Source organism: Brevibacillus formosus (assembly GCF_003013405.1).
Classification (GTDB): domain Bacteria; phylum Bacillota; class Bacilli; order Brevibacillales; family Brevibacillaceae; genus Brevibacillus; species Brevibacillus formosus.
On the sequence record NZ_PXZL01000007.1, the window covers coordinates 294,040 to 307,402 of the forward strand.

General features: G+C 44.0%; 13 protein-coding genes. All 13 read right to left on the bottom strand.

All coding sequences use genetic code 11. From position 1 onward, the window contains the following. Positions 1 to 337: 337 nt before the first annotated feature. The 13 genes from C7R91_RS08130 to C7R91_RS08190 all read right to left on the bottom strand — a co-directional run bounded on the left by C7R91_RS08130 (position 338) and on the right by C7R91_RS08190 (position 13,292). Positions 338 to 790, bottom strand: a complete 453-nt coding sequence (locus tag C7R91_RS08130; protein WP_047069958.1) for a hypothetical protein — start codon at positions 788 to 790, stop codon at positions 338 to 340. Between the two features lie 147 nt (positions 791 to 937). Beyond that, complete coding sequence (locus C7R91_RS08135) at positions 938 to 1,678, bottom strand: hypothetical protein (protein WP_047069959.1); 741 nt, start codon at positions 1,676 to 1,678, stop codon at positions 938 to 940. Between the two features lie 46 nt (positions 1,679 to 1,724). After that, positions 1,725 to 2,471: a hypothetical protein gene (locus C7R91_RS08140; protein WP_047069960.1), complete on the bottom strand. Its 747-nt coding sequence runs from the start codon at positions 2,469 to 2,471 to the stop codon at positions 1,725 to 1,727. A 23-nt stretch (positions 2,472 to 2,494) separates the two neighbouring features. Beyond that, positions 2,495 to 2,800, bottom strand: coding sequence for an aspartyl-phosphate phosphatase Spo0E family protein (locus C7R91_RS08145; protein ID WP_047069962.1), 306 nt, complete (start codon positions 2,798 to 2,800; stop codon positions 2,495 to 2,497). A 255-nt stretch (positions 2,801 to 3,055) separates the two neighbouring features. After that, entirely contained in the window at positions 3,056 to 4,408 is a 1,353-nt protein-coding gene (locus C7R91_RS08150; RefSeq protein ID WP_047069964.1) for a helix-turn-helix domain-containing protein, read from the bottom strand. A gap of 98 nt (positions 4,409 to 4,506) precedes the next feature. Next, complete coding sequence (locus C7R91_RS08155) at positions 4,507 to 5,862, bottom strand: helix-turn-helix domain-containing protein (protein ID WP_047069966.1); 1,356 nt, start codon at positions 5,860 to 5,862, stop codon at positions 4,507 to 4,509. Between the two features lie 181 nt (positions 5,863 to 6,043). Continuing rightward, positions 6,044 to 6,334 (bottom strand): aspartyl-phosphate phosphatase Spo0E family protein, encoded by a 291-nt coding sequence (locus C7R91_RS08160; protein WP_047069967.1) that lies wholly within the window; start codon positions 6,332 to 6,334, stop codon positions 6,044 to 6,046. Positions 6,335 to 6,492: 158 nt separating this feature from the next. Next, positions 6,493 to 6,618 (bottom strand): hypothetical protein, encoded by a 126-nt coding sequence (locus C7R91_RS29665; RefSeq protein WP_255322399.1) that lies wholly within the window; start codon positions 6,616 to 6,618, stop codon positions 6,493 to 6,495. Positions 6,619 to 6,777: 159 nt separating this feature from the next. Continuing rightward, positions 6,778 to 8,151: a helix-turn-helix domain-containing protein gene (locus tag C7R91_RS08165; RefSeq protein WP_047069969.1), complete on the bottom strand. Its 1,374-nt coding sequence runs from the start codon at positions 8,149 to 8,151 to the stop codon at positions 6,778 to 6,780. A 364-nt stretch (positions 8,152 to 8,515) separates the two neighbouring features. Next, a complete protein-coding gene (gene mdh, locus C7R91_RS08175; RefSeq protein WP_047069971.1) occupies positions 8,516 to 9,457 on the bottom strand; it encodes a malate dehydrogenase in 942 nt (313 codons plus the stop codon). 30 nt (positions 9,458 to 9,487) lie between these two features. Next, positions 9,488 to 10,429, bottom strand: coding sequence for an ethanolamine ammonia-lyase subunit EutC (eutC, locus tag C7R91_RS08180; RefSeq protein WP_047069974.1), 942 nt, complete (start codon positions 10,427 to 10,429; stop codon positions 9,488 to 9,490). A gap of 20 nt (positions 10,430 to 10,449) precedes the next feature. Then, positions 10,450 to 11,811, bottom strand: coding sequence for an ethanolamine ammonia-lyase subunit EutB (locus C7R91_RS08185; protein ID WP_047069976.1), 1,362 nt, complete (start codon positions 11,809 to 11,811; stop codon positions 10,450 to 10,452). Positions 11,812 to 11,831: 20 nt separating this feature from the next. Further along, positions 11,832 to 13,292, bottom strand: a complete 1,461-nt coding sequence (locus tag C7R91_RS08190; RefSeq protein ID WP_047069978.1) for an ethanolamine ammonia-lyase reactivating factor EutA — start codon at positions 13,290 to 13,292, stop codon at positions 11,832 to 11,834. Positions 13,293 to 13,363: the final 71 nt, after the last annotated feature.

The window sequence follows — 13,363 nt, forward strand, 5'->3', positions numbered from 1 at the left end:
CTATTAAGATTAAGATCGTAGAAATTAAATCATTTTTTATGGGCTTTTTCTGTTTAGCACTTTCATACGTCTTCATTCCATAAAACAACGCTGGAGAAAGGCCAAGTAAAATGGCGAAATTCATATGTATAGACATTATTAAAACTACTGCAACTAAGAATACTCGTAAAAAGAACTAGTATTTATACACCACTAAATCACCCCATTTTACACATTTGATCAGAAACACACTTAAAAATAAGGTGCGAAAACAATTTATTCAACGATATTTCAAAATTACGGCTATGCAACAATGGCTAGGAAGCTATCAAAAGGTTCCTAGCCATTGTTGCTTTTATTATTGAGCCACATATTTTAGGTAAATAGTTTCGGTGTGATCTATACCTTCCTCATCAGTCCAATCAATTTTGAAAACAGGATAGTCACCAAAAAACGATTTGACTTCTTCGTCCGTTACTCCATTCTTAAAATCATTTTTGGTGCTATCCGTGTTAGGTACATCTTGAAAGATGATGATATAACCCTCTTTAAAATTGGGGGTTTGAACACTACCTGTTTGTTGACTTGTTTGGGTTAATTCAGAAATAAATTTAAGCTTCTTAACATCACCATGTCCTAAATACTTAATTTTACCTACAAAGCGTGCACCATTTTCTTTATCGTGAAAAATTTCAGTAACTCCATTCCAATTGTCAGTAGCTCCTTCGTACTTGTAGGACCATTCCTTTTCGGAACAAGCACCGAGCAAAAGAAGTGGGAGAATAAGAAATACTAGTATCGTTTTTTTCAAAGGTAAACCTCCTATCTCAAAGTATGATTAAGTCTATGCTACAACAAGTATTATATTCATCGTAATCCATTCTATTAGTTTTCAAGTTTAAAGATATGAAATCAAATGAACGGCCTATTAAAGACCGTTCACTTTCATGTTGGAATCTTACCAAGCTATACTCCCTACAGAAACCGTGCTATAGATGGTACCCGTTGACGTTCGTGCGGTATAAGAAGTTTTTAGACGGGCTCCAAATCCTCCAAGCTGATTATCAATGCGGACATAATCCCATGATGGTGACTTAACATAACTTTGGCCCCAGGAAGGAGGAAAGTACGTTTTTGGATCGCTATAGTTCACGTATTTTCCAGTAGATTTACTATTTCCAGTAGCTTTTGCAGTGAATTCTCCAGACTTTATTGTTAAACCATTCTTGTCTAGTAAATCCCATCTAGCCTCATAACGTGTAGCTTTACCCCACACATCAATATTATTTTCCTTAATAATGCTTGTCCACATCCAAACTGTTTGTTGAAAGTTTAGAGCTGGGTTAGAATCTTGGTCCCGATTGTCATATCCTGAAGGATCTGAGACTGCATAAAGTACGTAATCACTAATTACCTGGTGACCTACTTGTCTTTCCTTCAATTTTTGAATTGTATAGTGGCTATATTTAGTAAGGTCTTTAACTACATTCCCTTTCTCATCTTTTAACTCGAATTTCACGTTTTTAAAGTCATAGTCTTTTTTTCCTATCAAAGCATCTTTACGAAGTTCTTTCTCTGATTTTATCTCAGTTTTATACAGCAACTTTTCTTGCTTTTCAGCTGCATATCCATGACCAAATGAAAGTGTTGAAGCAGCTAAGACTAATGCACAAATCATACTTGCAATAACCTTTTTCATTATACAACCTCCTTGAATGAAAATGAGTAAAGTTAACTCATGGTGTTTACCATGAAATGCTGCCGCTACCAACAATAACAGTGCTGTACAGTGTACCGGTGGATGTACGAGCAGTGTAGGAGGTTTTCAATCTGGCACCGAAAACACCATATGAATCGTCAATCCGAACGTAATCCCATGTCGGCTTCTTGACATAATTTGTCCCCCAAGCTGGTGGGGTGTACGTTTTTGGATCACTGTAATTTAAGGTTTTACCATTAGATTTACTTCTACCATATGCTTTCGCTGTAAATTCTCCTGATTTTATTGTTAAACCGTTTCTATCTAGTAGATCCCATCTTGCTTCATAACGAGTAGCTTTTCCCCAAACATCTATATTATTTTCCTTAATGATGCTCGTCCACATCCAAACAGTTTGTTGAAAGTTTAGAGCTGGGTTAGAGTCCTGATCACGGTTGTCATAATCAGACGGATCTGAAACTGCATAAAGTACATAATCGCTAATTACCTGCTGACCTACTTGTGTTTCCTGTAATTTTTGAACGGTATAGTGACTATATTTAGTTAGGTCTTTAACTACATTCCCTTTCTCATCATGTAACTGGAATCTAATGTCCTTAAATTCATAATCTTTTTTTCCTGCCAACGCATCTTTACGAAGTTCTTTCTCTGATTTCATTTCAGTTTTATACATCACCTTTCCCTGCTTTTCAGCTGCATATCCGTGACCAAATGAAAACGTTGAAACAACTAAGGTCAATACGCATACAATACTTGAAATAACTTTTCGCATACCTCAACCCCCCGACCAGAAATTTACTCAAGGTAATAGTATTTAGATTGAATCACCAGAATGTACCGATCCAATTGCTGACTTAATTCCACGACTTCATCATCCAAGAAATCATTCTTCTCTAAATACAATTGCACCAGTTGTTCTCGCAATTGTTCCACAATGTTTTTCAAATGATCAATATCGTGATAGGTTACTCCTTCTCGATCTAGAGGTAGCGTGATACATTTACCTATAGGAGCTTTAACTGCTCCTCCTGCGGGCGTTCCTTTTACCTGTCGAAGGGGTGGAACGCCCTTTTTAAATGCAATTGCTGCTATAAGTCTCACCCTACTTCCTTTACTACCGGATTATACACTTGGTTTTAGTAGCACCTGTGGCTCCTCTTTTTAGAGATGTTATTAGATTTCTATTGCTTCATGGATTATCATTAGCCTCACCACCCCTTATTTTGAGATTCATTACATAATTAACCATAAATTGTTATGCATGTTTTTACCAACTGCAAAAAATGGAATAAAAAAACATCCTGACAAAGGATGTTTCATCAATCTACGCTATATTCACAATGATCTATCAGGATGCTAGCCACCTAACTCGTTTTGGTTCCCTATTCGCTTATTCAAATTTCCTAACCATCCAAACAGGGTTATGTATGTAAGAGCCTCGTCATGTCGATTTAACAAATCCGCTAGAGAAAGGCAATATATCGTTTCTTCAATTCCTCTCTCCATCCTTCCCTTACCGAACTCATAAATAGCCATCTGATATCGAAACCGAAGATGTCGATCCAATCCAATTGCTTCTGTAAATTGATCGAAACTAGCAATTTGGGAGGCAAAACGCTCTAAAATCTCATCCACGCAAAAATGGTAGGTGTTAGCGGATTTCATAATGGCATTTAAACCAGCAAGAACTTCATTGGTGGGAAGATTATCGAGATAGTCTGCATACTCTTCAATGATGCTAGTATTGCCAGACAACACCTCCAATGTGTAGGAGTTCGCTTTTGCCCATACTTTGAATCTTTCTACCTCTTTACGTCCGTCTTCATCAAGTAATTCAAACCATCCTAAATCAGCGTAAACTTGCACATACTTCTTCGCCTCTTCATACAGTCCTTGCATTTCTAGTGAAACGCTCTTATATAAATGGCCCAATCCGTAATAATAGACGAGATGGCGCTCCGTTTTAAGAGATTCGCCTTTTTTCTTTCTTTTCATTCTGTCCAATTCATGCCTATAAACAGTGTCTGCCAGCAGCCTTAATTCGTCTGCGTACTGCTCTGATCTTTCCCACTTTTGCAAAGCGAAACAGATCTTCGCCAATTGGAATAAGGCGTCGAGTTGGTAGTTTTCAGGAAGCCGGTTTCGGTAAGGAGAAAACCGAATGACATTCTCCCAATTTTCTTCTGCATTTGTCCCAAGTACAACACGAAATAACCGATACTGACTCATAACAAAGTGGTCAGAATAGCTATCTTTTTCATTCTCAATCACATAATTATAAAAGGGCACCGACTCTTTCCGTTGCCCTTTCTCATATAGCTGTTCTGCAAGGGCAAACAGAATCATGATGTTTTTCGGATTCTCCATCATTTGGGGGACAGTAGCTTCTATGCAATCCTTTCTCCCAACCTCCACGCATCGAATCAAGTATGGTATTAATCGGGGGCGCGATATTCTCCCCTCTGATATACATTCTTCCGGGTATAATTCATACAACCAACCCGGATCGTGACCAAACACCTTGGCTAGCGTGTCTAACTGACCAATGGTGATTGCACGCGGCGGATTTCCATTTAGAATCTCACTCAAGCTTCCGGGGTTAATGCCAGTTAATTCACCCAGCTTGCTTAATGTGTAGCCATGCTTTTTCCGATTTTGTTCGATTTCTGACCGCAGCGACCGATACAATGTCCCTTGCGCCCCCCATATAGCATAATTCCCTTGTTTTTTATTTTATGAATTTTAAAGGAACTAGCAGTTTCTAATATCCAAATAGAAAAATATCCTCTAATTCGGATATTTTTAGCCTAACATATATCACTCTGCCTACTTTGTTGCTTATCCACTAACGACTTTGATACCCACACCCATAATTTGAACAAACTGCTATAATTGTTATAGTCTTTAGTAATATCAGATAAGGAGAGACACTGAAATGTTTCATTAAGCCCCTCTGCATACTTCTCTTTTTCTAGCAAGTATTTCGCCATTTCATTCCGAAACTGGATATGTTCACTCATGCCGATAGCGTCTATGCGCCCCTTGAAACTATCTATATTTTCTGCAAACTTATCAAATATTGAGTCGACGGAAAAACCATGTTCATTGGCCGCTTTCACAATCGTTACTAAACCGGAAAGTATTTCTTTCGGATGATCATCCAGGAATTGAATATACTCAGGGATGACGTCACCATCCCCCATCAGGATATTCAATGTGTATAAATTGGCTGTTGCCCATGTTCGAAATTTCTGAACCTCGATTTGTCCAACTTCATCCAAGAGTTCAAACCAGCTTAAATCAGCATATCCTTCAACATATCGCTTCGCTTCTACATACAACTCTTGTTTTTCTAATGCTATACTTTTAATAAGAAATGATTGTCCATAGTACACAACCAGATGACGTTCTGTTGCTAACATTTCACTCGGTATGTTGTTTTTTCGCCTCCGCAACTCATCCTCATAGACAATTGTAGACAATTCTCTTAATTCATCTGAATAATGCTCCATTTGCCTCCACTTATGTAGCGTATAACAAACATTGGCCAATTGCAGAAGAGCATCCAACTGGATATATTCCGGTAAGCGCCTTCGATACGGATCAAATCGAATAACTGCTTTCAAATTTTCTTCAAAATTCGTTCCTTGTACAACTATTCGAAAAAGCCTGTACTGACTCATCACAAAGTGGTCAGAAAAGCTATCTTTCTCATTCTCAATGACATATTCATAAAAGGACACCGATTCTTTCAGTTGCCCTTTCTCATATAGCTGTTCTGCAATTGCAAACAGAATTGAGATATTTTTCGGATTCTCCAGCAATATGGGAACGGCAGCCTCTATGCAATCCTTTCTCCCAACCTCCACGCATCGAGTCAAATAAGGAATTAATCGGGGGCGCGATATTCTCTGCTCCGATAAACATTCTTCCGTATACAATTCATATAACCAACCCTGCTCACGTCCAAATACCTTGGCGAACGCATCTAATTGCCCTATGGTCATAGCCCTCGGGGGATTTCCATTTAAAATCTCACTCAAGCTACCGGGGTTAATTCCCGTTAATTCACCCAGTTTGCTTAATGTATAACCGTGCTTTCTCCGACATTGTTCGATTTCTGACCGCAGTGACTGATACAATGTCCCTTGCAGCCCTACCATAAAGGTTCATCCCTTCGTTTTTACTTTATTTTACAATTTTTGTTTTTTTGAAATACACTACTTAATTTTCCTAGCAGTTTCGTCATCCAGTTCATAACCTAGGAGTCAACAGATACCCAGATAGTGGGGTAACGGAAGGGTTTTTGGGGGCCTTGAGGTGTTAGAAGAACTGACCTGATCCTTACTTTTCCGTTTTCAATCTGTTTTGTGCAATGACAATATATTTATCCAATTGTTGGCTCACAGCCAAAACTTTATCATGTGAGAGACCGTACTTTCCCGCCAACTCCATCATTTCCCGTCGTAGCTGTTCGATTCTATTATCCAACTCTAAGTGGCAACCGATTTCCTTTACCATGCCCCGGATCGTACACTTACTTTTAGGGGCTGATGCTGCGCCTTTTTTGGGGGAGTTTCCAGGATGGAAAGAAACATCCCTATCTAAAATATTCGCGATAGCAGTAATATCCAACGCCCCCTCTCTTTTACAATTTATTACATATAATTACTATACAGGGATGTGCAGAAATTCACCGACTAAGAAAAATTGAATAGAAAAAAAACATCCCATCGGAGGGATGTTTTTGGGGGAGGACACTCTATTTAACAACCAGATTCCCAGTAAAATTCCTAAGCATCAGTTCCATGCTGATGTGCTTTGGCTGTATAAATGTTGGAATGGCTTGAATCAAAATCAATTGGTATACCTGCGAGAAGTCCAAACGTAATAAAAAATGCAAGAATAAATCCCTTCATCTTTTTTAATCCCCCTCTTTTTCCTTTATAACATTTTACATGCAACAATCCGGGTATTGCTAAGTCCTAGGCAACAGCGCCATTCTCTAACATAACTATAACTGTTGAAGTGCATCTTTGAGAATGTAATACTAGGTACCCCTATATCACTTTGGATAATCAGATCGCTCTTTTACCCGTTACAATTGTTCGATACTGTTCCACTTGTGTTGTGGATGCATACTGCCGATATTCTTCAAATAATGCTACACATTTAAGAGTATCGTCATAGCGATTCATCAAATCTGCTAGAGAAAGGCAACGTAATGTTTCTTCGATTCCTCTTTCTATCCGTCCTTTATCAAACTCATAAATGGCTGTCTGATATCGAAACTGGAGATGTCTATCCAATCCAATAGCTTCTTTAAATTGACCGAAACTGGCAATATGCGAAGAAAAACGTTCTAATATCTCATCCACACAAAATTGGTACATATTAGCTGATATCATAATAGAAATTAAACCAGCAAGTATTTCATTCGTAGGAAGACTCTCAAGATAGTCTGCATACTCCTCAATGATGCTTGTATTGCCAGCTAGTACCTCTAATGTGTATAAGTTTGCCTTTGCCCAAACACGGAATTTTTCCACCTCTTGGTGCCCGACTTCATCCAGTAATTCAAACCATCCTAAATCAGCGTAACCTTGTACATATGGTTTTGCCTGTGCATACAGGCCTTGCATTTCCAATGCTGCACCCTTGAATAGGTGTCCTATTGCATAGTAAAAGACCAAGTGCCGTTCTGTCTCAGGCAGTTCACTCTTTTTGTTTCTTTTCAACCTATCCAACTCATGTATATAAATCGTTTCTGCAAGAAACCGCAACTCATCAGCGTACTGCTCTGATTTCTTCCACTTCTGCAAAGCGAAACAAACCCGCGCTAATTGAAATAAAGCATCCAGCTGATAGTTTTCAGGAAGCCTATTCCGATAAGGGGAAAACCGAATAACCGCCTCCCCATTTTCTTCTGAATTGGTTCCGAGTGCAGCCCGAAACAATCGATACTGACTCATTACGAATTGGTCAGAATGTCCATCCTTCTCGCTATCAACGACAGCCTGATAAAAAGGTACGGACTCTTTTTGTTTCCCACTTTCATATAGCTGTTCCGCCACTAAAAAGAGAGTCGAAATATTTTTAGGGTTGTCCAACAATTTAGGAACAACCTCTTCTATGCAATCTTTCCGCCCAACCTCCGCGCATCGAACTAAATAAGGTATCAACCGAGGGCGCGATATTCGCCCCTCTGTTATGCATTCTTCCGTATACAATTCGTACAACCAACCTGGCTCGCGACCAAACACCGCCGCTAGCGCATCCAATTGACCAATGGTCATAGCCCGCGGTGGATTTCCGTTCAAGATTTCGCTTAAACTCCCATGGTTGATGCCCGTTAATTCACCTAATTTACTCAAGGTATAGCCGCACTCTCTACGGTGTCTTTCAATCTCTGACCGCAGCGACCAGTGCATCGTCCCTTGCAGCCCCCCCATAAAGAATCAACCCCTACTTTTTTCCTTAATTTTACAATAAAATATATTTTTTTGAAAGACTTTTCTTTACAATTCTTAACATTTCAGTAAACTAGTTCGTCACTCTCCGAACAATTCCTCCAGTATTTTACAGATGTTTGCTTACGACCTCTTGAATCAGCTTTCATGCGAATACAGCCTCGGAACTCTACTTTTGAAGCGCTCCCGCTATTTATTTCGGAGCGAACAGTACCCGCCCTCAGCAGGGCGCAGGCCGAAGCGTAGACTGGAAATCCGCTTCTTCCCTCCACTACAGCTACTCTATCCACATTGTAAAAAAAGCTCCGCCAATACATCTGGCGAAGCTTTCATTTTCATACTGTGCTTATTGCATAGCTACTTTCATAACCGCACGAACGGAATCTGCGGATTTATCCAAGGCTGCTTTCTCAGCAGCAGTCAGATCCAGCTCGATGACTTGCTCGATACCGTTTCCGCCCAAGAGAGTTGGTACGCCCAAGTAGATATCGTTGTAGCCATACTCGCCTTGGAGTAGAGCGATGGATGGGAGGATGCGCTTCTTGTCTTTCAAGATCGCTTCTGCCATTTCTACCAGAGCTGCCGCAGGTGCATAGTAAGCGGAACCGTTGCCCAAGAGAGCTACGATTTCGCCGCCGCCTTTGCGTGTACGCTCGACGATGGCATCCAGACGATCTTGTGGGATCAATTTTTCGAGCGGGATGCCGCCAGCGTAGGAGTAACGCAGGAGTGGCACCATGTCGTCACCGTGACCGCCCAATACGAAGCCTGTTACGTCATTTACAGATACATTCAGTTCCATCGCTACGAACGTACGGAAGCGAGCTGTATCCAGGACGCCGGATTGACCGATAACGCGGTGTTTCGGGAAGCCGGATGTTTTGTAGAATGTATAGGTCATCGCATCTACCGGGTTGGACAGGATGAGTACGATGGAGTTTGGCGCATATGTTTTCACTTGCTCGGCAACAGAGCGCATGATGGCTGCATTCGTTGCTACCAAGTCGTCGCGGGACATACCTGGCTTGCGAGCAATACCTGCTGTGATGATTACGATATCGGAGCCTTCGATGTCTTTATAGTCGGAAGTACCTGTAATGCTGGCATCGAAGCCGAGAACGGGAGAAGCCTCCATCATGTCGAGTGCTTTCCCCTTCGTTGGGTTTTCCAGTTGCGGAATATCCACCAATACGATGTCAGCCAGCTCTTTTTGCGCCATGATGAACGCAGTTGTCGCTCCAGTAAAGCCACTACCGATTACGGCTACTTTTTTTCTGCGGAATGTCATGTAGAATCCTCCTCGTCGTCATTGGTTCTATTACAAGACTAGTTTTACACCACTTGCTTTTTGCTCCAGCATTTTGGAGAGGATTGTCCCGATGTGGGCCCCCGCCTCAACCGGAGATGTACCTTGACGATGAATATTCGAGATCACTGTACGCTCTGATTCTACCATACCTTTGCGTGGACGGTAGCACATGTACGCACTCATGGAATGCGCCGTAACCAGTCCTGGACGTTCTCCGATCAAGAGCACCAATACTTCTGGCTCCAAAATCTCCCCGACGTGATCCATGCTGGCTACGCGTCCGCCCTTGATAAAAAACGGGGTGCCGCAGGTCAGTCCGTAGCTTTTCAGAGAGTCCATCAGGGATGGAAGCACGTCTTTCAGGTTCGCATCCACCGCAGCAGCACTCAAGCCGTCTGAAACGACGATTTGTACCTGCGGTTTCTTTTGGCAGCGCTCTTGGAGCATGCGCACGCCTTCCTCAGTGAGGATACGTCCCATGTCTGGGCGCTTCAAATAGTTTTCCGTGTTGTCATACTGTGTTTCCACTGTGAACAGAGAGAACTGGTCGAGCACCGCTTGACTGACTTCACCGTATACAGCATCCACAGCCGCAGCATGGTCACGGCGCAATTCGAGCATAGTTTTGGTCAAAGGTCTCACACCTGTACGCCAAACCCCGATGCGCGCTGGCGTGCTGGACAGCAGTTCATCCAAGCCTTCCTTGTACTTCGGATTCGGCACATGTGTGGTTCTCTCTGGTTCTTTCGATGGAGCAGGCTGCTCATTCACTACAGGAGCCGGTGTCGGTGCCGCTGTCGCATTTGCTACTGGCTCTGCCTTTGGCTCCGATCTCAGTTGGATCAAGCCTGTCTCTGTTTTTGGTGACGGAGCTTGTTCGCTAACCTCACCCAGCTTCTTTTGCAGCTCTGCTACTACTTTATCTACCAAGAAATCTAATTGTTGTTCCATCCGTCTTTCACCTCCTGATCTTACATGAAGATTGTCGGATCGCCTGCTTTTGCAGTCAGTCTACCGTTTTCCATGATGCCCATTTTCTCCAGCCATTTTTCAAAATCAGGAGCAGGTCGCAGTCCCATCACTTCACGGAATGCCGCAATATCATGGAAGCTCGTCGATTGATAGTTGAGCATGACATCGTCAGCCATCGCTACGCCGATAACAAAGTTAACCCCTGCCGACGAGAGCAAAATGCCGAGATTGTCCATGTCGTTTTGATCGACCTTCATGTGGTTCGTGTAGCATACGTCACAGCCCATCGGCAAACCGTGCATTTTGCCCATGTAATGGTCTTCCAGTCCCGCGCGGATAACTTGACGGCTGTCGTACAAATACTCAGGTCCAATGAAGCCAACTACTGTGTTCACGATAAACGGATTGTACTTGCGAGCAAGTCCGTAACAGCGCGCTTCCATTGTTACCTGGTCCATGCCGTGATGCGCCTCGGCAGACAGCTCTGAGCCTTGGCCTGTCTCGAAATACCAGAAGTTCGGCCCGTAGGAGGTGCCTTCTTTGCGCATCAGCTCATCTGCTTCATCCAGCAGTGCTACATCAATACCAAATGCATTGTTTCCTTTTTCACTGCCCGCCAAACTTTGGAAGATCAAGTCTGCTGGGGCTCCATTACGGATGGCACGCATTTGCGTGGATACGTGAGCCAATACGCAGTTTTGCGTCGGGATATCAAACTTGGTCATCACGTCTTTGGTCATGTTCAAAATATCCTTGACGCTGTCCGCTGTATCGATAACCGGGTTGATCCCGATAACCGCATCGCCGATTCCGTAGCTCAGTCCTTCGTACAGAGACGCTTTGATGCCTTGTACGTTATCGGATGGATGGTTCGGCTGTACACGAGAAGCCAATACGCCCCTCTGACCGATTGCCGTGTTGGCATGCGTCACAACTTTGATCTTGGACGCAGCGGTAATCAAGTCCAGGTTGCTCATGAGCTTGGCAGTCGCTGCGATCATCTCACTGGACAAGCCGCGGCTGATTCGCTTGAGTTCATTATCGCCTGCTTGATGGCTCAGAATGTACTCGCGCAGCTCAGCTACACTCCAATTCTTGATTTCGTTGTAAATCTTTTCGTTGATGCCTTCTTCGATCACACGCGATACTTCGTCTTCTTCTGCCGGAACCATCGGATTGTTGCGGATATCCGCCAATGTCAGATCAGCCAAAACCTGCTTGGCAGCTACACGTTCCCGGGAATCAGCAGCGGCGATGCCAGCCAGCTGGTCGCCTGATTTATCTTCATTAGCCTTCGCGAAAACCTCTTTCAAATCGCGAAATTGATAGGTCTGTCCAAGCACAGTCGTTTTCGTGTTCATCACGTCCACCCCTTCTTACGTTACGGCCTTTCATCAAACGCGAGTGTTTTGACGACGACAGGAATGATCGTTCCCGAGATCGGCTCACCCAGATCGATGTAATCGCCGTATTCCACACGCACCTGATCGATGCAAATGATTTCCGGTGCCCCTTTGCAACGCAGCGCCAAGGCCTGCCCGAGCGCTTTCGCCATATCTGTTTCACAGATCACGACCATCGTTTGACTCTCGGGGAAAGTTGCCCGGTATTGCTCCGACAGCTCCTGGGACAGCGTCTGTAGCAGAGCGTACGAGCAGTACCCAATGCCGGAGATCGCGAGTGCGAAAGGAATCCCTGTCGTTTTTTCAAACAGGCGCTCACCCAGTTGGTAGATCGAAGCCACTTCCTGTCGCAGTCGTGTGGCATCTGCCAATTGTTCCTCGGTAAGCTCCAGCTTGAGAATCGGAATATTTTTGATCGGCAACAGCTCCGGCTTGATATGCACGGTTGAACCACTAATCTCCGTGCTCTGCATTCCCGCGCCAATTACCGTTGCCCGTACCGTTTGATCCGGGTCTAGCCACTGTACCGGATACGTTCCTTTTTCGCGCTCCTGCTGGAGCACATATCCGAGCAGCGGACCAAAATCGCCGTATCGGCTCGCATCCGCTATATTTCTGACGGGAGGTCCACTCATGAGCAGACCTACACCGCCTGAGACAGTCAATTCGTCAACAGGGATGGCATCGCGCAAATGCGGTCCCACTACGAGCAAGCCTGATACTTGGCGCTCTTTTCCCGTCAAATAATCGAGCATACTGCGTCCCAGCTGTTCGGCAACCTCTGTGAGCTGCGCGAATCCGATTTCCTGTCCGACTGGAATACGCAGTCCTTTTGCCGTCAGCCATTGTTGAATGTTCGGCGACACGTATTGAACAACACCCTGTGGACTGAGACGGATCAGCCTTCCTCCGACGTGGAACGTAACCGTCGCAATCGCTCGGCCACGTTGGAAGTAAGCTGCATTCGCTGTGCCTCCGCCAATATCGACATTGACGATCACACCTTGCATGGCTTGCGAGCGTTTTTCTGCGCCAGCGCCCTTGCCCGCCAGTACGCCTTCAAGGTCAGCACCTGCTGTCGCTACCACGAAATCCCCGGAGCGTTCAGCCAGCAGATGAACGATATGCTGTGCGTTCTTTTTGCTGGCTGTTTCTCCGGTAATGATGACCGCCCCGGACTTGATTTGAGACAAGCTGATTTGTGCCTTGTCGTACTCGGCTGCAAGAATCGCTCCGATTCCGTCAGCGTCGATTTCATCAAATCCGATGAGCGGTGTGGAATGTACTTCACTCGCATACAGCAATTGTCGCTCCACGATCTGATAACGCGGCAACGAAAACGTGCTGGACATGCGACCCAATCGCAATCGGCTTACGATCATTTTGGTCGTGCTTGTTCCCACATCGATCCCGACGCTTTGGATCCATTGTTCGTCCATATGAACCTCCTTGAACCATTGGCGTGTCAGACGGGCCCTACGAAAAAACGCTTGAACAGCCGGTTCCTCGC